Below are 21,291 nucleotides of genomic sequence, written 5' to 3'. Positions count from 1 at the left end.
GGGTGCTCCAGGGAAAGCCGACGCCTCACTCCGCTGGAACACCCCTCATCCGTCTCGGCGCTACGCGCCGATCCACCTTCTCCCACAAGGGGAGAAGGAAAAGGGTGCTAATGCCGGAAATGCCTTACCCCGGTGAACACCATGGCAATGCCGTGCTCGTCGGCGGCGGCGATGACGTCCTCGTCGCGCATCGAGCCGCCGGGCTGGATGACGGCGGTGGCGCCGGCCTCGATTGCCGAGAGCAGGCCGTCGGCGAAGGGGAAGAAGGCGTCCGAGGCGACGACCGAGCCCTTGGTCAGCGGCTCGGCGAGGCCGGCGGCTTCGGCCGCGTCCAGCGCCTTGCGGGCGGCGATGCGCGAGGAATCGACGCGGCTCATCTGACCGGCGCCGATGCCGACCGTCGCTCCGTCCTTCGCATAGACGATGGCGTTCGACTTGACGTGCTTGGCGACGCGGAAGGCGAATTTGAGATCGGCCAGTTCAGCCGGCGTCGGCGCGCGCTTCGTCACGACCTTCAGCTCGAGGTCGTCGACCACGGCATTGTCGCGGCTTTGGACAAGCAGCCCGCCGGCGACGGATTTCGCTGTCGTGCCGGCGGCGCGCGGGTCGGGCAGGCCGCCGGTGACCAGCAGGCGCAAATTCTTCTTCGCCGCGACGATCGCGGCCGCCTCGTCGGTGGCGTCGGGCGCGATGATCACCTCGGTGAAGGTCTTGACGATTTCCTCCGCCGCCTCGGCATCGAGGATGCGGTTCATGGCGACGATGCCGCCGAAGGCCGAGACCGGGTCGCAGGCCAGCGCCTTGGCGTAGGCAGCCTTCAGCGACGGGCCTTCGGCGACGCCGCATGGGTTGGCGTGCTTGATGATGGCGATCGCCGCCGAGCGGGCGGGATCGAACTCGCCGACCAGCTCGAAGGCGGCGTCGGTGTCGTTGATGTTGTTGTAGGAGAGCTGCTTGCCCTGCAATTGCCTTGCTGTCGCCACCCCCGGCCGCTTGTCGCCCGACAGGTAGAACCCGGCGCCCTGATGCGGGTTCTCGCCATAGCGCATCACCTGGTCGAGCCGGCCGCCGAAGGCACGCCAGGTCGGGTGCTCGATCTGCAGCGCCTCGGCGAACCAGCCCGAGATCGCCGCGTCATAGGTGGCGGTGCGGGCAAAGGCCTTGGCCGCCAGCATCTTGCGGAAGTCGAGCGACAGCGAGCCGAGATTCATCTCCAGCGCGTTGACGACGGACGCATAATCGGATGGGTCGGTGACGATGGCGACATAGGCGTGGTTCTTGGCCGAGGCGCGGATCATCGCCGGCCCGCCGATATCGATGTTCTCGACGATCGAGGCATAGCCGGCGCCGGAGCGGCGGACTTCCTCGAACGGGTAGAGGTTGGAGACGACGAGGTCGATCGGTTCGATGCGGTGGTCGCGCATGGCCTTGGCGTGCTCCGCATCGTCGCGGATGCCGAGCAGCGCGCCATGCACCGAAGGATGCAAGGTCTTGACCCGCCCATCCATGATCTCGGGAAAGCCGGTGAGCTCGGAAACGTCGCGGACCGCCAGGCCCGCCTCGGCGATGGCCTTGGCCGTGCCGCCCGTCGAAACCAGCTCGACGCCGGCGGCGGCGAGCGCCTTGGCGAAATCGATCAGGCCGGTCTTGTCGAAGACGGAAAGCAGCGCCCGGCGCACCGGAACGAGATCAGGCGCCGGAATGTTTTTTGTGGGCACGGCCATGCGGAGGCCTTTCACGGCTGGTTGGAGAGCGTTCGCGGGCCGTAGCATATGAGGCTTGGAAATCAAGCGCCGCGCGTTCTTTGCGATTGCATGCCAGCTTCCCGAAAAAGTGAAGTTTCGCCGAAGGGCGTTCCATCGTTTGCGGGATTAGGCTCGCTCATCACTGGAGGAAACAGCCATGGCATTCGTGCGTGTCGGCCAATTCAAAGCGTTACCGGAGCGGGTTGAGGCGTTGCGCTCCATCTACGAGACGGAAGCGATCCCCGCCATTCGCGCCGCGCCAGGCAATATCAGCGCTGTGCTGCTGCAGCAGCATCAGGCACGGGATTCCTTCATGGCCATCACTATCTGGGGCACGGCCGAGGACGCCGAACGCTACGATCAAAGCGGTCAGGCAGCGGCTATGGTCGACAAGATCCGTTTTGCGTTCGCCGGACCGCCGTCGCTCGCTACATACGATGCCTTCGGGATTCCTGGCTGACGGCCTACAGATCAGTTGTTCTCGGGATAGCCGGCGATACCGGTGCGGGTCAGCTGCCAGTGGACCTCGGCAATCTCCGAGGCCTTGAAGGAGAGCACGATCTGCCGGCTGCGGCGCGGGCCGCTCAGTCCGGCGAAATAGATCGATTCCTCGACCTCCGGCACCACTTCGGCGCAGGTGAAGACCCAGGTGTCGCCCTGCGCGGCGGCAAGCGTCAGGCGGTCGTGGTTGTCCTGCAGCAGGTTGACGTCGGGGTGGACGTGGAAGCGCACCGTGACGAAGTCGCGGCCGTTGTTGCGGATCGCGGCATTGCCCGGGCGCAGGAAACGGTCGCGGCCGGCCAGCACGTTGCCGTTTGTGCCAAGCTTCAGCTCGCGCTCATGCAGGAAACCGAATTGCTGGGCATAGCCGTCGTGGCGGGCGACGAAGCCGTGCACGCCCTTCTGGTCGAGGCGCTTGCAGGGCACATGCTGCGGGCCGCCGATCAGCGGCGATCCCAGCAGGTCGCTGACGCGCAGCGAGTGGCTGAAGCGCGCCGACGACGTGTCGTTGAGGGTGGCGGTCGAATGCGCGGCGGTGGCGCGCGCCAGCGGCCGAAATTCCGGGGCGCCGTAGGTGTCGATGCCGGCATTGACGATGAAGTGCTGGCGCCCGGAGGAGAGCTCGAAGGCGAGGCAGCCGGCGTGCGCGGCGTTGGAGACGTCGACCGGCGGCGGCAGGCCGGTGTCGGCGATCACCGTCACGCCGCCCATCGACAGGCGCTCGTAGCCGGAATGCGGCGCATGCAGCAGCGGCGCGCCCGCCGTGTCGTCATGGCGCATGATGGTGGCGATGCGATCGTGGATGGTGGCGCCCATGCCGTTGAAGCGGGCGAGGCTGCCGTCCTGGTGGCGAAAGAAGCGCAGCGCCGGCAGCATGCGGTCGATGGCGCCGATCAGGGCCGCCGGCGGCGCCTCGGCCTGGTTGGCATAGGTCTGGCGCAGCGGCAGAAGGTCGGCCAGCAGTTCCAGCACCGCCATCGGCTTGCGTGAGATATGGCCGCCATCGGGCAGGATCTGATGGTCGAGCTCCTCGGCGAGGTTGCGTGTCGCCGCTCGCAGCGCCGAGGCCGGCGCCGGCAAGGACAGCGCGGCGAAGGCAAGCGCGATGCGGGCGCGCAGCCGGGCCTCGCCATCCGGCATCTCGCGCGCCATCGAGCGGAGATAGCGGATCTGCACGGCAAGCGATTTCAGGAAGGCGCGATAGAAAGGGAATTCGGCGCCTTGCAACACCACCGAGGAATGCTGCAGCCAGGCGATCACCCGCTTGGCCGTCGTTCCCGGCTCCCAGGCGATGCCGGAGATCTGGTTGCCGTGCATGGCGATCCAGTCGGTCACAAGGGCTCTGGCGTTGGCGGCGGCAAGCTCGGTGCCGGTGGCGCGCATGTGGCGCAGCCAGCGGAAGCCATGCAGCGATTTCTGCCAGCCGCGATTGGGTACGTCGAGCTGGAAGGGCGACGTGCCGCCGGTCTCGACCAGGTGGCCGGACAGCGGGTAGCGGCCGTAATAGATCTCCAGCGCGATCTGCGGATCGGCGAGCCGCAGATCCGGAGGGGCGATCAGGACACGTTCGGGCGTGCGTCCGGAATAGCGCCAGCGATAGACCGGGCCGGCGCGCAAACGCCGGCGCGTCTTGCGCCAGAACTCCTTCGCGACAAGCGTCCATAGACGTGTCGTGCTGCCGGCAACAAGTGCCAATAGCCCTCCTGATGTCCCCATAACCCGAGCACAAGCTTATGCGATTCAAGAACTTATGCGAAGGCGGATTTCGCCGAAGTGAACCGCTTCACGCCGCTTTGCCCGTGCCGTCCCTAAAAAAGTCAGGGCGTTTCAATGAAATAACGCGCTAACCGGCCCGTCTCATCCGCGCCGCGAAGAAACCGTCGAGGCCGGAAATTGCGGGCGACCCGAGCATCAGGTCGGCGGGCGTGGTGCGCAGCGTGCCTTCGGGCGTGAAGAATGGGTCTATACCGGCAAATTCGCCGGGACGGATCGGATCGGCGGCCACGCCGGGGTTCCCGGCGAGGAAATCGCGATAGAGCTCCTCGCCTTCGATCGGGTCGAGCGAGCAGTTGGAAAAGACGATGCGGCCGCCGGGCCTGACGAGGCCGACGGCGTGGGCAAGCAGCCGGCGCTGGAGGTCGGCGAGCTTTTCGACATCGGCCATGGTCTTGGTCCAGGGCACGTCGGGATGGCGGCGCACCGTGCCGGTCGAGGAGCAGGGCGCGTCGAGCAGGACGGCGTCGAACAATTGCGCCGGCCGGTAATCCAGGAGGTCGGTCTGGGCGAGATCGGCGGTCAGGCCGAGGCGCTCGAGATTCTGCTTCAGCCGCGCCAGCCGGTTCTTCGAGGTGTCGACGGCGGTGACTTCAGCGCCGGCCAGGATAAGCTGCGCCGTCTTGCCGCCGGGCGCGGCGCACAGGTCGGCGACGCGCTGTCCACGGATGTCGCCGAACAGTCGCGCCGGCAGGCTTGCCGCGGCATCCTGCACCCACCAGGCGCCGTCGGCGAAACCGGGCAGGTCGATGACGTTGGCGGAGAGTTTTTCGACACGCACCGTGCCGGTGGCCAGCACGATGCCGCCAAGGCGCTCGGCCCACAGCGCCGGATCGGCCTTGACGGTGAAGTCGACCGGCGCCTCGTGGCGATGCGCGGCGAGGATGGCGCGCGCCTTGTCGGCTCCGTAGGCGGCGGTCAGCCGCTCGGAGAACCATTGCGACGCCTCGCTGATCGCGGCAAGCGCCGGGGCAAGTTCTGCCTCCTTGGCGCGCGCCAGCGAACGCAGCACGCCGTTGACGAGGCCGGAGAAACGCGTCGTGCGCGGATCGGACTTGGCGTGGGTGACGGCAAGGTCGACGGCGGCGCTGTCGGGAACGTCGAGGAACAGGATCTGCGCGGCGGCGACGTTGAGGATGTGCGAGAGCGCCGTGGCGTTGGTCGGCAGCGGCTTTTCCAGCCGCTTCGACAGCAGCCCGGCAATGGTCATGCGATGGCGCAGCGCCGTGACCAGGATGGCGCGCACCAGCGCGCGGTCGCGGCCGTCCAGCGCCTTGTATTGCGGGTGGCCATGCTCATTGTCGGTCAACCCGTCAAGCGGCGTGCGGGCATCGATGACGGCGGCAAGCAGGCGCGCCGCCGCCTTGCGCGCGGCAAGGCCGGCTACTTCGAAAGCCTGGCTTTTTACGGGCTTCATTTCGTGGGTATTTGCTCGGCTAGTTCGAACACGGCGTTGACGAAAATATCCTTGCTCCCTCGGGGAGAGGTTAGCCCCATGTACTCTTTTTCCGCGGTGCTCAGATAGTCCACAATTTGCGATGGCGTGGCGCCATCTCTCACGAGCCGGATGACATGGAGCAGATAGGTATCATATTCGTCCTCTGGAAGCGGCCGGGATCGTAGTTCGCTCGATCTCACCAGGTTCGCCATCGGCATGCCGATAGGGTTCCAGTGGATAGCGCATAGATCACGCATTTGCGTCAGCGAGATATCGCCTTTTCCTGTCACGACCAGGGGCCTTTCGACCGGACATTGCGCGGTCCGGTCGGGTTGCGGCCCCAGGGATTGGCTTTCGGCGGCGCCGGCTTGGCCTCCGGGGTCGGTTCTACCCGCTTACCCCATGGCCCCGCCGATGGCTCGTCGGGCTGGATGGGCGGCGGCGAAGCCTGGCGTCGAGCGGCCGGCGATACGCCACCCATCGCGCGCGCCATGTCCTGCAGGGCGGCGATGCGGTTCTCGGTGCTCGGATGGGTCGAGAACAGATTGTCCATGCGCTCGCCATGAAGCGGGTTGATGATGAAAAGATGCGCCATAGCCGGGTTGCGCTCGGCATCCTCATTGGGAATCTGCTCGGCTCCGCGCGCGATCTTGTTGAGTGCCGAGGCCAGCCACAGCGGATTGCCGCAGATCTCGGCGCCGCGCCGGTCGGCCTCGTATTCGCGCGTGCGGCTCACCGCCATCTGCACGATCATCGCGGCGAAGGGCGCAACGATGATCGCCACAAGCACGCCAACAAAGCCGAACGGATTGTTGTTCTCCCGGCTGCCGCCGAGGAAGAAGGCGAAATTGCCGAGCATCGAGACGGCGCCGGCGAGCGTTGCCACGATCGTCATGGTCAGCGTGTCGCGATGCTGCACATGCGCAAGCTCGTGCGCCATCACCGCCGCGACCTCTTCATGGGAGAGGCGCTGGAGCAGACCCGTGGACGCTGCCACCGCGGCATTTTCGGGATTACGGCCGGTGGCGAAGGCGTTGGGCTGCGGGTTGTCGATCAGATAGGTCTTCGGCATCGGCAGGCCGGCCTGCTTGGCCAGCGCCTGGACGATCGTGTAATATTCGGGCGCGTTCTTCTCGTCGACCTCGACGGCGCGGTTCATCGACAGCACCATCTTGTCGGCGTTCCAATAGCTGAACAGATTGGTGCCGGCGGCGATCAGAAGCGCGATGACCATGCCGCCCGAGCCGCCGATCAGATAGCCGACGCCCATGAACAGCGCCGTCATCGCGGCAAGAAGCATGGCGGTGCGAAGCGTGTTCATCGTTTCATCCGTCTGTAGTCGAGGCGAATAGGAGTCGATCCTCTCGGTTTCATGGCTATATGATGGGAAACGGCCGCTCCCGTTTCAATCGGCAAGGACTTATCGCATGATCGAAGAGCCAGGCAAAACCGAAGCCGCGGACGCGGGCGAAAAGCCGCAAAAGGCGCTGACGCCGGAAGCGCAGCGCGCGCTGGCAGAAGCCGAAGCCCGTCGTCAAAAGTATCGAGCGGCGGAAGCGCAATTGCCGAAAGAGATCGGCGGCCGCGGCGGCAAGGAACCCGGCCGCTATGGCGACTGGGAGGTAAAGGGCCTGACCAGCGACTTCTAGCCGGACGTGCTGACATTCAGGTGAGGCCGGCCTGCGAACGGCGGCTTCCTGCGCTTCCGGTGCTCACGTACTTTAAGTACGCTCCGCTCCGGCCTTCGCCGGCCGAAGCCCTCATACGTGTTTACGTTCTATGAAAGGCTACGGCCGGCGTAGGCCGGTTCTCGGAATCCGTCGTTCTCGACTCGGCCTGACCTGAATCTCAACACATCCTTAGGCCGCCGCCTGGGTGGGCGACAGAACGATGAAACCACTGTCGTCCGTCGCAATGCCGATCTCGTCATAGGAGCGGATTGCCGGGTGCGGCGTGACCATCGGGTGGACATGCGTGGCGCTGATCACCATCACCGATGCGCCGGAAGCCTCGCCTGCCGCGATGCCCGCCGGCGCGTCCTCGAAGACCAGGCAGTCGCGCGCCTCGACGTCGAGACGCCTTGCCGCCAGAAGGAAGCAGTCCGGCGCCGGCTTGCCATGGGTCACGTCCTCGGCGGTCACCATCACGGCGGGAGCCGGAATGCCGGCCGCCTCGATGCGCAGAAGCGCCAGCTCGCGCGGCGCCGAAGTGACGATCGCCCAGCGCTCCGGCGGCAGCGATTGCAAAAACGCAACGGCGCCGGAGATCGGGACGATGCCTTCGAGATCGTCCGCCTCGGCCTTGAGCAGCAAATCCGCCTCCGCCAGCGGATCGACACCCGGAAGCTTCAGCGCGGCGATCGTCTCTCTCGCGCGCCTGCCATGGATCGTGGGCAGGAAGGCCGCCACATCGAGGCCATGCCGGTTTGCCCATGTCGTCCACACCCGTTCCGCGGCGGCGATCGAGTTCAGCACCGTGCCGTCCATGTCGAACAGGAAGGCGGCGAATTTTGAGCCTGCAAACATCGGATGTCCTGGAGAATCGTTTTCGGGGAGGTGCGAGACGCAGAACACAGTTTAGACCGGGCAGCACCGCCTGAGAAGGCGAGACGCCGGCATTTCGACTCGGGCACTGGAACCAGCTCCGGCTCGCGGCGTTGAACAGGCTGTCTTTCCAAAATCACCAAGGGGGCATCCGATGCTGATCCGGCTCGGCTATGAAATCGCCATCGAATGCGCGGCGGTGACGCCGATCATCTCGCTTCTCGACATCCATCCTGACCGGCATGCCGACATCAAGCGGCAGACGCGGGTCCTGACCTCGCCCTCGGTGCCGACCCGGACCTATCGCGACCGCCACGGCAATATCTGCCGCCGCTTCACGGCGCCCGCCGGAAGCTTCCGCATCCTCTACGACGCGGCGATCGAGGACAGCGGCGAGACCGACGCAGTCAATGCGCTGGCGCATGAAACGCCGGTGGCGGAATTGCCCGACGATGTGCTGGTCTATCTGCTCGGCAGCCGCTACTGCGAGACCGACCACCTCAGCGACATCGCCTGGCAGCTTTTCGGCCATCTGCCGCCCGGCTGGGCGCGCGTCCAGGCAATCGTCGACTATGTCAACAGCCGGCTCTCCTTCGGCTACGGCTATGCGCGCGCCACGCGCACGGCGGCCCAGGCGCATGAGGAGCGCGTCGGCGTCTGCCGCGATTTCGCGCATCTGGCGATCGCGCTTTGCCGCTGCATCAACATTCCGGCGCGCTACGTGAACGGCTATCTCGGCGATATCGGCGTGCCGGCCGATCCGGCGCCGATGGACTTCTCGGCCTGGATGGAAGTCTTCCTCGACGGCAAATGGTACACGTTCGATCCGCGCCACAACCGGCCGCGCATCGGCCGCGTCGTCATCGCGCGCGGCCGCGACGCCACCGACGTGCCGCTGCTGCACAGTTTCGGTCCGCACCGGCTCACCCTGTTCAAGGTCTGGACCTACGAGCAGGAAGGCAACCGCTTCAATCCTCCGCATCATGGCGTCGATCGGACGGTCAGCGCGCAGATGCTCTTTTGACATTCAGGCGATGCCGGCCTGGCCTGAATCTCAACAGCCCTGCGCCGCACCCGTTTCATGGCTGCCGCTGACCCGCTTCGGCACAGCCCGTTTGTGCCGAAGCGGGAACGGGTGCAACAGCCGCCGGCACCATGGTAAGCGCTTCATGAACGTCGCTTGGTCAGCGCATTTTTCTTTACTTTCCGTTCACCTTCGGATTTGCCGAAAGCCAGCAAAAACAATGGATTAACCTCCCGTTAAGCGTCTTCTCGCTGCTGCCGGCCGCGTCTGGCCGAAATCCTGCAATGCCTCGGTCGAGCGGCACGGTGCCGCAAGCAGTGGAGGCGGAAGGGATGCGGCAGTTCAGAGGCGTCGTTCGTGGGGTGGACGGCTTTGCCCGCAATCGCCAAGGCAATTTCGCGGTTCTGTTCGGGGCTGCCGCATCGGTCCTCGCGCTGGGGGTGGGATTCGCGGTCAATATCTCGCAGCTCTACAATGCGAGGTCGAGCTTGCAGGGCGTCGTCGACGCCGCTGTGACCTCGACGGCCCGGGATCTCACCCTCGGCGTCATCACCGAGGCCGACGCCAACAAGACGGTGCAGGCATTCCTCGACGCCAACAGCGCGGCCGGCATCCTGCAGGCCAATCAGGTCGTGCTCGACAAGCTCACCGTCGACAGGACAGCCAACACGGTAAGGGCGGATGTGCACACCGATGTCAGCCTCTACTTCCCGGTCTTCAGCATCGGCGACATGCAACGGGTTAAGTCCTCGACCACCGCGCTCTATTCGGACAAGACGGTCGAGGTGGCGATGATGCTCGACGTCACCGGTTCCATGGCGGGCCAGAAGATCAAGGACCTGAGGATAGCGGCTAGCAACGCGGTCGATTCGTTCCTCGACGGCCAGAACGCCTCCCGGCCACGGGTGCGGGTGGCGATCGTCCCTTACGCCAATTCGGTCAATGCCGGATCGCTTGCCGCAAGCACGGTCTTTGTCGAGACCAAGGCCAGCGACCGCAAGCTGGCGCCGGGCAATGGCGACCCGAAATATGTCTCCACGTCGACGCGACCGGACAATTGCGCCACCGAGCGCAAGGGCCCTTATCAGTATTCGGATGCGGGCCCGGATGTCAGCATGGTCAACCGCGACCTGTATCTGTCGGATTTCGCCAGGGACAGCCGCACGCGAGCGTGTCCCGTCGCGACAATACAGCCGCTGACCACAGACGCTTCGGCTCTGAACAATGTTATCAAGGACCTTGAGGCCTCGGGCGGCACCGCCGGCCATATCGGCGTCCAGTGGGCTTGGTACTTGCTCTCGGAAAACTGGGGCAGCGTCATGAACGCCTCGCAACGGCCGGCCAAGATGGATCCGAAGAAGGTCGCCAAATATGTAATCCTGATGACCGATGGCGAATTCAACCTGTCCTATTTCGACGCCAGCGGCCCGGATCAGGTCTATAACGACGCCGGCAAGGTTCAGACACGAACCGCTGCGACGACACTCTGCGCGGCGATGCGCGACCAGGGCATCGAGATCTTCACCATCGGCTTCGCGCTTACCGAGAAGAACGCCAAGTCGACACTGCAATCCTGCGCCAGCCCGGATACCGGCAATGCCAAGCATTTCTACCAGGCGGCCAATGGCGCCGAACTCGACCAGGCGTTTCAGGATATCGTGCGCAACATCGACAAGCTGACGGTGACCAGATAGCGGCCAAACCGCTGACCTGCAGCGCTAAAGCGCGTCGCGATCTTTCAGATTCGCTCCATGCGCTTTAGGTTTTTGATTTTACGCATGTCTTTATCCCGAAACCGGTTCCCACTTTCGGGAGACATGCTTTAGCGCAAAAGGAAAAGGCCGCCGCTTCTTGACGAAGCCGGCGGCCTTCCGTGTTTCCGTCCATGACGCGGCTCCTGGCGGCAGCCCCTTCGGGCTACCTGCCGCGCGTCTCGCGCCTTAACGGGAAGACTGCTTCCCGGAAGTGCAATCCGCTGAGCTCACGTTATAGGAAACGAAATCACTCGACATCGGATCACCTCCTTTCAGTTCGTTGAACACATCCAGATGATGGGGTGTGTCGCGACGAAAGACAAGATGACGCGGCGGAATGGCCGTGCTTCGAGCCGGGAAACCTGCTCTTGCGGTGCTTTTGCGCAACAGATCGGGATTGCGGTCCACAGGCCGGTGGACGACAGTGCGGCCTGGGAATGGGGCGGAGGCTATATAACGGGAGGTGGAATGGACGCCGCCGACAGAGCCGCGCGGATCGTACGCAAGGTTGTCGAAACGCTGAAGCCGGGTTTTGCGGTCAGGCTATGGACCGGCGAGCGGATCGGGCCTCCTGGCGGTCCGGTGCTCGCCATCAACGACCAGGACATTGTCTGGCAGCTGGTCCGGCGGCCGACCTTCTCGACCCTGGTGGAGATGTGGATTTCCAAGACGGTCGATATCGAAGAAGGGACGCTGTTCGATCTCTATGCCCTGCCGTCGCAAGGCAAGCTCAAGACGAAGCTCAAATCCCTGCCCAAGCTGGCAATCCTGCGCGACCTGCCAATGGTGTTGTTTTCGCGCAAGCAGATGACGGCGCGCAGCGATCTTTCCGGCCGCAAGCCTTTCGTCAGCGGCTCGAACAAGGAGGCGATCCGGCATCATTATGACATTTCGAATGATTTCTACCGGCTCTTCCTCGACGAGCGCATGGTCTACAGCTGCGGCTATTTCAGGGATTTCGCCAACGGCATCGACCAGGCGCAGGTCGACAAGCTCGACCACATCTGCCGCAAGCTGAGACTAAAACCGGGCGAAAGGCTGCTCGACATCGGTTGCGGCTGGGGCGCCATGCTCATTCACGCGGCGAAGAATTACGGCGTCGTCGGCCACGGCGTCTCGCTGTCGCAAGCCCAGACCGACCTTGCCCGCGAGCGCATTCGCGCCGAGGGGCTGGAGGATCGCATCACAATCGAGATAAAGTCCTATGCCGAGCTGTCGGGCACATTCGACAAGATCTCGTCGATCGGCATGTTCGAGCATCTGGGGCTCGCCAACCACGCCACCTACTTCTCGGCTGTCCACCGCTTGCTGAAGCCCGGCGGCATATATCTCCACCACGCCATCACCAGGCGCAGCAAGGGCGACATCAGGAAGACGCTGCGCAAGGGGCCGGAATACAAGGCGCTGATCAAATACATCTTCCCCGGAGGCGAACTCGACACGATCGGCATGACGCTCGGCAATCTCGAGGCGCATGGATTCCTCGTCTACGACGTGGAGAACCTGCGCGAGCACTATGCCCGCACCTGCAGGCTGTGGGCGGAGCGCCTGCATGCGCGGTTCGACGAGGCGATCGCCGAGGTGGGAGAGGCCAAGGCGCGGCTCTGGCTGCTCTACCTGACCGGCTGCTCGATCACCTTCGAGCGCGCCTCGGCGCAGATTTTCCAGACCGTCGCCACGAGGCGAGCCCGCGGCCCGAGCGGCCTACCGCCGACACGGGCGGATCTTTATCGGTAGGTCCGGCCGGCTTCAATCCATCAAGCGCATCGGCGCGCCGACTTCGATCCGCGCGGGCCGGTCGACGGTGCAGTAGACGCCGAGATTGTGGGCGTTGTGGCGCACCAGGTTGCGCAGGATGCCGGGATCGGTGTCGAAACCGTCCTGGGCGATGATGGTGAAGCCGCAGCGGCGGCAAGGCTCGGAGACGGTGAGCAGCAATTCGCCGACGGCCAGTTTCCTGCCGATCCATTCCGTCTCCGGAAAGGCGCCTTCGACCGGGTCCATGTCGACGACGATGTTGGGGCGGAAGCGGCGCGGATCGGGCGTGCCCTCGGGATGCAGTGCCTTCAGCCTGGCGAGCGAGGCGGTGGTGAGCAGGTGGATCGGCGCCTTGGTGTAGCGGGCCTCGGTCAGCGGGCCGGCATAGAAGGGCGTGGCGTTCGGCGCGCCGAACGGCCGGATCGCGGCGTCGAAGCCGAGAAAGGCGGATATGGCGCGGTCGCTTCGAGGATCGGGCGCCGGCAGCCAGTCGCCGCCGGGCACGGCCACGTCGAGCCGCCATTCCTTGCTCGGCAGGGCTTCGCTCAGCCGGGTGCGGATCAGCGGCACCTTGTGCCATCTCGCCTCGCGGTCGGGCCTGGCGATCTCGCCGTCGGCATCGACCAGGCCGAACAGCCGGTCGCCCTCAACGGTCTTCAGCCCGACGGAAATGACATCCAGCCGCTCGCCGGCGAGCGAGCTCGCCGGATAGCGCCAGAGCTGGCTGACGGTGCCGAGCTCGCCGGTCATCAGCCCTTCTTGTTCTGCCGGTTGGCGACGAGGTCGTCGACCACGGCCGGATCGGCCAGCGTCGAGGTGTCGCCGAGCGCGCCGAAATCATCCTCGGCGATCTTGCGCAGGATGCGGCGCATGATCTTGCCCGAGCGGGTCTTGGGCAGGCCCGGCGCGAACTGGATCTTGTCGGGCGTGGCGATGGCGCCGATCTCCTTGCGCACATGCGCGACGAGTTCCTTGCGCAGCTCCTCGCTCGACGTGGCGCCGGCCATCAGCGTCACGTAACAGTAGATGCCCTGGCCCTTGATGTCATGCGGGTAGCCGACGACGGCAGCCTCGGAGACCTTGTCGTGGCTGACCAGCGCCGATTCGACCTCTGCCGTTCCCATGCGGTGGCCGGAGACGTTGATGACGTCGTCGACGCGGCCGGTGATCCAGTAATAGCCGTCGGCGTCGCGGCGGCAGCCGTCGCCGGTGAAGTACTTGCCCTTGTAGGTCGAGAAATAGGTCTGCACGAAGCGGTCGTGGTCGCCATAGACGGTGCGCATCTGGCCCGGCCAGGAATCGGTGATGCAGAGATTGCCGTCGGTGGCGCCGTCCAGCACCTTGCCTTCGCCGTCGACCAGCTCAGGCTGGACGCCGAAGAAGGGCCGCGTGGCGGAGCCGGCCTTGAGGTCGGTGGCGCCCGGCAGCGGCGTGATCATGATGCCGCCGGTCTCGGTCTGCCACCAGGTGTCGACGATCGGCACCTTGGCGTTGCCGACGACGTTGTAATACCACTCCCAGGCTTCCGGATTGATCGGTTCGCCGACCGAACCCAGCACGCGCAGCGACTTGCGCGACGTCTTCTTCACATGGGAATCACCGGCGCCCATCAGCGCGCGCAGCGCCGTCGGCGCGGTGTAGAAGATGTTGACCTTGTGCTTGTCGATGACATCCCAGAAGCGCGACTGCGAGGGATAGTTCGGCACGCCCTCGAACATCAGCGTCGTGGCGCCGTTGGCCAAGGGCCCGTAGACGATGTAGCTGTGGCCGGTGACCCAGCCGACATCGGCCGTGCACCAGTAGATGTCGCCGTCATGGTAGTCGAAGACATATTGGTGCGTCATCGAGGCATAGACGAGATAGCCGGCCGTGGTATGCAGCACGCCCTTCGGCTTGCCGGTCGAACCAGAGGTGTAGAGGATGAAAAGCGGGTCTTCCGCTTTCATCTTCTCCGGCTTGCAGTCGGCCTTCACCGTGGCGATCTCGTCGTGGTACCAGACGTCGCGGCCCGGCGCCCAGCCGACCTTGCCGCCGGTGCGGCGGACCACGACGACCTTGTCGACCATCACATGCTGCCTGGCCGCGATGTCGATGGCCTTGTCGGTGTTGTCCTTCAGCGGGATCGGCTTGCCGCCGCGCAGGCCTTCATCGGCGGTGATGACGAAGGTCGATTCGCAATCGACGATGCGACCGGCCAGCGCATCCGGCGAAAAGCCGCCGAAGACGATCGAATGGATGGCGCCGATGCGCGTGCAGGCCAGCATCGCGTAGGCGGCCTCCGGGATCATCGGCATGTAGATGGTGACGCGGTCGCCTTTCTTGACGCCGTGCTTCTTCATCACATTGGCGAGCCGGCAGACATGCGCGTGGAGCTCGTTGTAGGTGATCTTCTTGTCGTCGTAAGGGTTGTCCCCTTCCCAGATGATCGCGGTCTGGTCGCCGCGCTTCTTCAGATGCCGGTCGATGCAGTTGTAGGAGACGTTGGTCAGCCCGTCCTCGAACCACTTGATCGAGACCTTGCCGTTGAAGGAGGTGTTCTTGACCTTGGTGAAAGGCTTGAACCAGTCGATGCGCTTGCCGTGCTTGCCCCAGAACTTGTCCGGTGACTTCACGCTGTCGGCATACCATTTGAGATAAGTATCGTTGTCGATCAACGCGTTCTTCTTCCACGCCGGCTGGACGCGGTGGACATGCACATCGGACATTTTTCAGCTTTCCTCCCGAACCATTCCGCCGGCTTGGGTCGCCGGCGGTATCGCGGCGAAGCGGCCGCGAATTCGCGGGCATTATTAACAGTTCCGCCGTGACGGCAATATTAGACGTTGGATTCGCGCGGCGGGATGACGCAGGGGCAACCCTACGCGCTATTAGCAGTCTCGCTGTGCGGCTGCTAACTGCCTGTTTTAACGAGAAAAATTTTGAAGGACGGCGAAAAAATCCATAGACAGTTAAGCAACCGTGCGCACAATTCGGCGTTGGGAGGAAGGAGAATCAACCAAGGAAACGCAATGCGCGACAATTCCGAAATGGACCTGATGCTCAGGGGATACGGGCTGACCACGGCCAAGATCCTTTATCACTACCCGGACCACCCGCACCTGCTGCAAAGCTTCGTCTGGCAGGATTACGACATAGCGCCGAAGTTCCCGGTCCTGATCCGCTTCATCGAGTTCTGGAAGACTAGGCTCGACGGCCCGCTGCATTCGGTCACCTACACGCATCACAAGCTGATCGCGCCGAATGAGTGGCGCAAGGTGGACGGGGAGTTTCTGGTGCACTGAGGCGTCGCAGGGCTCTCCGGACGTCGAACGTTTGGCGGAAACGCCCATCACTTCGTCATCCACGGGCGGAGCGACGCGAAGCGGAGCGCAGACCCGAGGATGACGAAGTTCAGGAGCCGCGGCTAATCGCATACGTTCGCGACCGCACCGATAGGGACGGTCGCAACACACTCACACCGCCGGCGGGTTCAGCCGGGCGAAACCTTCCTGACGCCGATAGGGGAAGTACGGGTAGGGCGCCGTCGCAGCACTCGCTTCATCGAGCGCCTTGATCTGCTCAGGCGTCAGCGCCCAACCGACGGCGCCGAGATTCTGCCGCAACTGCTCCTCGTTGCGCGCGCCGATGATCACCGACGACACGGTCGGCCGCTGGAGGAGCCAGTTGATGGCGACCTGCGGCACGGTCTTGCCGGTCTCGGCGGCGACCGCTTCCAGCGCATCGACCACCTTGAAAAGCTGCTCGTCCTCGACCGGCGGGCCGAAATCGGCGGTGTCGTGCAGCCGGCTCTTTTCCGGCAAGGGCTGTCCGCGGCGGATCTTGCCGGTCAGCCGGCCCCAGCCGAGCGGGCTCCACACCAGCGCGCCGACGCCCTGGTCGAGGCCGAGCGGCATCAGCTCCCATTCATAGTCGCGGCCGACCAGCGAATAATAGACCTGATGTGCGACATAGCGCGGGTAGCCGTGCCTGTCGGCCAGGCCGAGCGACTTCATCACCTGCCAGCCGGAGAAATTGGAGACGCCGACATAGCGCAGCTTGCCGGAGCGCACGAGGTCGTCCAGCGCCGACAGCACCTCCTCGATCGGCGTCGAGGCATCGAAAGCGTGAAGCTGTAAGAGATCGATATAGTCGGTGCCGAGGCGCTTCAGCGCCGCGTCGACGGAGCGGATCAGGCGCGAGCGCGACGAGCCCCAGTCGGCCGGGCCGTCGCCCATCGGCAGGGACGTCTTGGTCGAGACCAGCACCGCGTCGCGGCGGCCTTTGATCGCCTCGCCAAGCACTTCCTCCGAAGCGCCGTTGGAATAGACATCGGCTGTGTCGAAGAGGTTGACGCCCGCCTCCAGGCAGATGTCGACCAGCCGGCGCGCCTCCTTGGCGTCGCTGTTGCCCCAATGGCTGAAGAGCGGGCCGGAGCCGCCGAAGGTTCCGGCGCCGAAGGAAAGGGCGGGCACTTTCAGGCCCGAGGCGCCGAGAGGTCGATAGTCCATGTTTTTTCTCCTGATTGGATGAAGGAATCAGCGCTCAGCACTGCGCCGTGACCGGCTTGCCGATCGCGCGGCCGCGTTCGAGGCGCAGCGCCAGAAGCACCACGCCGAGCGCGGCGAGCGGCACCAGGCCGGCAACGAGGGGGACGGCGCCGAGGCCGGGGCCGTGGTCGATGACGAAGCCGCCAAGCCAGGCGCCGATGGCGTTGCCGAGATTGAAGGCGGCAATGTTGAAGGAGGACGCCAGGCCCTGGCCGGCGCCCTCGGCCTTCTCCAGCACCCACATCTGCAGCGGCGCGACGGTGGCGAAGGCGGCAGCACCGAGCAGGCCGACGGCGACGATCGCCGCGATCGGCTGATGGATCGCCACGGTCATGACGAACAGCACCGCCGACAGCGCGACCAGCGTTCCGACGACCGTCGGCACCAGGTGCCGGTCGGCAAGGCGTCCGCCAAGCAGGTTGCCCGCGACCAGTCCGCCGCCGAAGACAAGCAGGATCGGGGACACCGAGGCTTCGGAAAAGCCGGTGACGCGGGTGAGGATCGGCGCCAGATAGGTGAAGGCGGCAAAGACGCCGACCCAGCTCAGCACCGTGGTCAACAGGCCGAGCAGCACCGGCCGGCGGGCGAGCACGGCCAGCGTGCCTTCGGAGCTTTCCTCCTCGTCCGTGGCGGCCGGCTCGTCGCGCGGCACCAGCAACGCGATCACGGCAAAGGCGACGACGCCGACCAGCGTGACGGCCAGGAAGCTCGAACGCCAGCCATAGGCCTGGCCGAGCCAGGTGCCGAAGGGGACGCCGAGGATGTTGGCGACGGTGAGGCCGGTGAACATCAGCGCGATCGCCGAGGCCTTCCTGTTCGGGGCGACCAGGCTGGTGGCGACGACGGAACCGACGCCGAAGAAGGAGGCGTGGGCGAAGGCGGTCAGCACACGCGCCGCCATCAGCGTCCAGTAGTCGGGCGCCAGCGCGCAGGCGAGGTTGCCGACGGTGAAGACCACCATGAGCGCAAGCAGCAAGGACTTGCGCGGCAGGCGGCCGGTCAAGGCGCCGAGCAGCGGCGCGCCGACGACGACGCCCAGCGCATAGCCGGAAATGAGCAGGCCCGCCGCCGAGATCGAAACGCCGAGATCGGCGCTGACGTCGAGCAGCAGGCCCATGATGACGAATTCGGTGACGCCGATGCCGAAGGCGCCGGCGGTAAGGGCATAAAGAGCAAGAGGCATGGCGGTGGTCCGGTTGATCTGAGTGGACGCAGTCCCCGCGCCCCTTTTGTTGGAACATGATCTTTGCCGAAAACCGGTTCCCCACTTTTCGGGATCATGCATCGACCGGAAGATCGTGATCCGCCAAGCTGTGAACCAGCCTTGCATCAGGCATATTTTCTGTGAAATAGATTCACGAATGGCGAGACCCGACATTAACCGCTCCGGCGAGATCGAGGTGTTCGTCCGCGTCGTTCAGGCGGGCAGTTTTTCCGCCGCGGCGCGGGCGTTGCGCATGACGCCGTCAGCGGTGAGCAAGCTGATCGCAAGGCTGGAGGCGCGGCTTGGCGCGCGGCTGATCAGCCGCTCGACGCGCAAGCTGCAGCTGACGCCGGAGGGCGCGGCCTTCCATGACAGCGGCCTGCGCATCCTCGCCGATCTCGATGCGGCCGAGCGCGAAGCGGCGGCAGGGGCAGCGCCGCGTGGCAGGCTGAGGGTCAATTGCTATGTGCCGTTCGGCCAGCACCGGCTGATGGAATTGCTGCCGCGTTTCCTGGAGCGCTATCCTGAGATTATCGTCGAGGCGGTGCTGACCGACAGCGTCATCGATCTGATGGAGGAGCGCGCCGATGTCGCCATCCGCGCCGGCCCGCTGCGCGAGTCACGGCTGGTGGCGCGCAAGCTCGGCCAGAGCCGGATGGTGGTGGTCGCGGCACCGGCCTATCTCGAAGCGCGCGGCACGCCGCAAACGCCGGCCGATTTGGCCAGCCACAATCTGCTCGCCTTCGGCTTCGTGCGGCATATAGACGGCCTGCCATTCGTCGATGCAAAAGGCGCGCCGGTCATGGTTCCGATCGCCGGGAATTCGACGGTCAGCGACGGCGAAGCAATGCGGCTGACGACGTTGGCGGGAGCAGGCATCGCAAGGCTGGCGCGCTGGCATGTCGAGCCCGATATCGCCGCCGGGCGGCTCGTGCAACTGCTGGAGGCGTTCAACCCCGGCGACGAAGAGCCGACGCATGCCGTCTATGTCGGCCAGGGCAAGCATCTGCCGGCGCGGGTGCGTGCTTTCCTCGACTTTCTGGCGGAGACCGTTCGTCTCTGAATAAGGAAAGAGCCGCGTGTCCAAGGGCACGCGGCTCTGACCTGTCTGCTCAAAGTGAAAGGAATTACGTCTTCGGCACGAACGGCGCCGGTCGGCGCCCGGCGCCTTGCCGCTCCAGCATCCAGCCGGGATATTCGGCGGGCAGCGCGCTGACCTCGTCGAGCCTGGCGAGATCATCGGCGTCGAGCTTCAAGCCGGTCGCGGCGAGATTCTGTTCGAGCTGGTCCATGCGGCTGGCGCCGATGATGACGCTCATGACGAAGGGCTTGGCCAGCACATAACCCAGCGCCACCGTGGCGACGCTGACGTCGTGCTTCTTCGCCACCTCGCGCATGACGGCGACGGCCGCCCAGGCGCGGTCCTCGTTGACCGGCGGGAAGTTGAAGGAGGCACGGCGGCCTTCGCCATTGCCCGGTGCGCCGGGCCCGTATTTGCCGGAGAGCAGCCCGCCGGCCATTGGCGACCAGACCATCAGGCCTAGCTTTTCCTCGTTGATCAGCGGCACGATCTCGCGTTCGAGATCGCGGCCGGCGATGGAGTAATAGGACTGGATGGTCTCGAAGCGGGCAAAGCCCTTGCGCTCGGCAATGCCAAGCGCCTTGGCGATGCGCCAGGCCTGCCAGTTGGAGACGCCGACATAACGCACCTTGCCGCTGGCGACGAGATCGTCGAGCGCCCGCAGCGTTTCTTCGATCGGCGTCACCGTGTCGGTGCCGTGCAACTGGTAAAGGTCGATATGGTCGAGCTGCAGCCGCTCCAGGCTGCCGTCGACCGAGTCCATGATGTGGCCGCGCGACGAGCCACGCTCATTGGGCCCGTTGCCCATGGTGCCATGCACCTTGGTGGCGATGATGACGTCGGACCTTTTGACACCGAGGTCCTTGAGCGATTGGCCCAGCAACTGCTCGGACTGGCCGACGGAATAGACGTCGGCCGTATCGAAGAAATTGACGCCGGCGGCAATCGAGCGGCCGACGATTTCGTTAACGCCCTTCTGGTCGAGGCTGGCGATCAGCCCCCATTGGGCGTTCTGGCCGGCGGCGCCGAAGGTCATGGTGCCGAGGCAGAGTTCGGAAACGAACAGGCCGGTGTTGCCAAGCTGGTTGTAGCGCATGGTGAGCTTCCCCGAGAACAGGATTGAATGACAGGATCGAATGACAAGAGGCAAATAGGAACGGACCGTTTCGTTTCAAGCCCGGGCGCAAGCGTAGTGGTCAACTTGGCGTGAAGTTGCCCATCAGCGGATTTGGAACGGTCAGACTTCCCAGGGATTGACGACTGTCACGCCCACGCCTTCGAAGTCGGCGACATTTCGTGTGACGAGTATCAGGTCGTGCACGAGGGCGGTTGCCGCGATGAGGGTGTCGGCGCTCCCTCGCGTACGTCCCGCCGTAATGCGGCCCCATGCGAGGGCGACCTCTTCCGTGATCGCGAGGATGCGGTCCGCATTGTCTCGGCGCAGTTCCCGCAGCCAGACATCAAGCCGCGCTGCCCTGTCGGGATCGGTGTTGCGTCGCTTGACGATTCCACGTTCGATCTCACCAATGGTGATAACACTGAGACTGATCGAGGTCGGATCAACCGAAGCGAGCCAGGCGGTTGGTTTGGGCAGCCGCCTTTGCACGTCCGAAACCACGTTCGTGTCGAGCAGGTACATCAAAGATCAATATCCCGGATCATCGTAGCCGAGCGACGGGTGATTTCCTTGTCAAACTCATCGTCCCAGCCCGGGCCGGCCAAAAGATATTCGGCGAGCGATTTCTTCTTCCCGGCAAGGCGATCATAGTCCTCCACGGACAGCACGACCGCAGCCCGTTCGCCGCGAAGTGTCACCGTTTGGGGCCCCTCCGTCCTCGCGCGCTGTACCACCTTTGAAAAATTGTTCTTCGCGTCCTGAAGATGCCAGTTCATGCATCGCTCCTAGCTAGCTTGGCTAGATATAATGCGGATATCCCTCATTAT

20 protein-coding genes are annotated in these 21,291 nt (G+C 64.7%); 7 read left to right on the top strand and 13 right to left on the bottom strand.

What is annotated here, in order from left to right; genetic code table 11:
- Positions 1–107: 107 nt before the first annotated feature.
- Positions 108–1,724: a bifunctional phosphoribosylaminoimidazolecarboxamide formyltransferase/IMP cyclohydrolase gene (gene purH / locus WDX12_RS07490; protein WP_434724432.1), complete on the bottom strand. Its 1,617-nt coding sequence runs from the start codon at positions 1,722–1,724 to the stop codon at positions 108–110.
- Between the two features lie 178 nt (positions 1,725–1,902).
- On the opposite strand from purH, the gene WDX12_RS07485 reads away from it, so the two are divergent.
- Positions 1,903–2,205 (top strand): putative quinol monooxygenase, encoded by a 303-nt coding sequence (locus WDX12_RS07485; RefSeq protein WP_434724431.1) that lies wholly within the window; start codon positions 1,903–1,905, stop codon positions 2,203–2,205.
- An 11-nt stretch (positions 2,206–2,216) separates the two neighbouring features.
- Here the strand turns inward: WDX12_RS07485 and WDX12_RS07480 are convergent, their stop codons facing one another.
- From WDX12_RS07480 to htpX, 4 genes are all read right to left on the bottom strand, one after another.
- The gene (locus WDX12_RS07480) at positions 2,217–3,962 is read right to left on the bottom strand and encodes a heparinase II/III family protein (RefSeq protein ID WP_434724430.1); all 1,746 of its coding nucleotides are present in this window, start codon (positions 3,960–3,962) and stop codon (positions 2,217–2,219) included.
- Between the two features lie 127 nt (positions 3,963–4,089).
- Entirely contained in the window at positions 4,090–5,436 is a 1,347-nt protein-coding gene (locus WDX12_RS07475; protein WP_434724429.1) for an RsmB/NOP family class I SAM-dependent RNA methyltransferase, read from the bottom strand.
- Complete coding sequence (locus WDX12_RS07470) at positions 5,433–5,747, bottom strand: hypothetical protein (RefSeq protein ID WP_434724428.1); 315 nt, start codon at positions 5,745–5,747, stop codon at positions 5,433–5,435. The genes WDX12_RS07475 and WDX12_RS07470 overlap by 4 nt, the downstream gene beginning before the upstream one ends.
- Positions 5,744–6,778, bottom strand: a complete 1,035-nt coding sequence (gene htpX / locus WDX12_RS07465; protein WP_434724427.1) for a zinc metalloprotease HtpX — start codon at positions 6,776–6,778, stop codon at positions 5,744–5,746. Before htpX ends, WDX12_RS07470 begins: the two co-directional genes overlap by 4 nt.
- A 106-nt stretch (positions 6,779–6,884) precedes the next feature.
- Between htpX and WDX12_RS07460 the strand changes: the two genes are divergently transcribed.
- A complete protein-coding gene (locus WDX12_RS07460; protein ID WP_434724426.1) occupies positions 6,885–7,106 on the top strand; it encodes a DUF1674 domain-containing protein in 222 nt (73 codons plus the stop codon).
- Positions 7,107–7,316: 210 nt separating this feature from the next.
- Here WDX12_RS07460 and WDX12_RS07455 read toward each other — a convergent pair whose 3' ends face one another.
- Positions 7,317–7,982, bottom strand: coding sequence for an HAD-IA family hydrolase (locus WDX12_RS07455; RefSeq protein ID WP_434724425.1), 666 nt, complete (start codon positions 7,980–7,982; stop codon positions 7,317–7,319).
- Positions 7,983–8,154: 172 nt separating this feature from the next.
- On the opposite strand from WDX12_RS07455, the gene WDX12_RS07450 reads away from it, so the two are divergent.
- The 3 genes from WDX12_RS07450 (at position 8,155) to WDX12_RS07440 (ending at position 12,515) form a co-directional block, all read left to right on the top strand.
- Positions 8,155–9,024 (top strand): transglutaminase-like domain-containing protein, encoded by an 870-nt coding sequence (locus WDX12_RS07450; RefSeq protein WP_434724424.1) that lies wholly within the window; start codon positions 8,155–8,157, stop codon positions 9,022–9,024.
- Between the two features lie 332 nt (positions 9,025–9,356).
- Positions 9,357–10,718, top strand: a complete 1,362-nt coding sequence (locus tag WDX12_RS07445) for a VWA domain-containing protein (RefSeq protein ID WP_434724423.1) — start codon at positions 9,357–9,359, stop codon at positions 10,716–10,718.
- A 528-nt stretch (positions 10,719–11,246) separates the two neighbouring features.
- Positions 11,247–12,515, top strand: a complete 1,269-nt coding sequence (locus WDX12_RS07440; RefSeq protein ID WP_434724422.1) for a class I SAM-dependent methyltransferase — start codon at positions 11,247–11,249, stop codon at positions 12,513–12,515.
- A 12-nt stretch (positions 12,516–12,527) separates the two neighbouring features.
- On the opposite strand, the gene WDX12_RS07435 is transcribed toward WDX12_RS07440, so the two are convergent.
- Both WDX12_RS07435 and acs read right to left on the bottom strand, forming a co-directional pair.
- Positions 12,528–13,286 (bottom strand): MOSC domain-containing protein, encoded by a 759-nt coding sequence (locus WDX12_RS07435; RefSeq protein ID WP_434724421.1) that lies wholly within the window; start codon positions 13,284–13,286, stop codon positions 12,528–12,530.
- A complete protein-coding gene (gene acs / locus WDX12_RS07430) occupies positions 13,286–15,241 on the bottom strand; it encodes an acetate--CoA ligase (RefSeq protein WP_434724420.1) in 1,956 nt (651 codons plus the stop codon). The genes WDX12_RS07435 and acs overlap by 1 nt, the downstream gene beginning before the upstream one ends.
- 303 nt (positions 15,242–15,544) lie before the next feature.
- Here acs and WDX12_RS07425 point away from each other — a divergent pair, with 303 nt between their 5' ends.
- A complete protein-coding gene (locus tag WDX12_RS07425) occupies positions 15,545–15,817 on the top strand; it encodes an usg protein (protein WP_320297565.1) in 273 nt (90 codons plus the stop codon).
- Between the two features lie 171 nt (positions 15,818–15,988).
- Here WDX12_RS07425 and WDX12_RS07420 read toward each other — a convergent pair whose 3' ends face one another.
- Together WDX12_RS07420 and WDX12_RS07415 are read right to left on the bottom strand one after the other, a co-directional pair.
- A complete protein-coding gene (locus WDX12_RS07420; RefSeq protein WP_434724419.1) occupies positions 15,989–17,023 on the bottom strand; it encodes an aldo/keto reductase in 1,035 nt (344 codons plus the stop codon).
- 34 nt (positions 17,024–17,057) lie between these two features.
- A complete protein-coding gene (locus WDX12_RS07415) occupies positions 17,058–18,245 on the bottom strand; it encodes an MFS transporter (protein ID WP_434724418.1) in 1,188 nt (395 codons plus the stop codon).
- Between the two features lie 178 nt (positions 18,246–18,423).
- Between WDX12_RS07415 and WDX12_RS07410 the strand changes: the two genes are divergently transcribed.
- Entirely contained in the window at positions 18,424–19,329 is a 906-nt protein-coding gene (locus WDX12_RS07410) for a LysR family transcriptional regulator (protein WP_434724417.1), read from the top strand.
- A 64-nt stretch (positions 19,330–19,393) separates the two neighbouring features.
- Here the strand turns inward: WDX12_RS07410 and WDX12_RS07405 are convergent, their stop codons facing one another.
- The 3 genes from WDX12_RS07405 to WDX12_RS07395 all read right to left on the bottom strand — a co-directional run bounded on the left by WDX12_RS07405 (position 19,394) and on the right by WDX12_RS07395 (position 21,240).
- Positions 19,394–20,443: an aldo/keto reductase gene (locus WDX12_RS07405; RefSeq protein ID WP_434724416.1), complete on the bottom strand. Its 1,050-nt coding sequence runs from the start codon at positions 20,441–20,443 to the stop codon at positions 19,394–19,396.
- 141 nt (positions 20,444–20,584) lie between these two features.
- Positions 20,585–20,986, bottom strand: a complete 402-nt coding sequence (locus WDX12_RS07400) for a type II toxin-antitoxin system VapC family toxin (RefSeq protein WP_434724415.1) — start codon at positions 20,984–20,986, stop codon at positions 20,585–20,587.
- Positions 20,986–21,240, bottom strand: coding sequence for a type II toxin-antitoxin system Phd/YefM family antitoxin (locus WDX12_RS07395; protein WP_320297571.1), 255 nt, complete (start codon positions 21,238–21,240; stop codon positions 20,986–20,988). Before WDX12_RS07395 ends, WDX12_RS07400 begins: the two co-directional genes overlap by 1 nt.
- Positions 21,241–21,291: the final 51 nt, after the last annotated feature.

This window comes from Mesorhizobium sp. RIZ17, from assembly GCF_051127865.1.
Classification (GTDB): domain Bacteria; phylum Pseudomonadota; class Alphaproteobacteria; order Rhizobiales; family Rhizobiaceae; genus Mesorhizobium; species Mesorhizobium humile.
The sequence above is the reverse complement of the archived record's forward strand: the minus strand, read 5'-3'. Positions and strand labels throughout refer to the sequence as shown.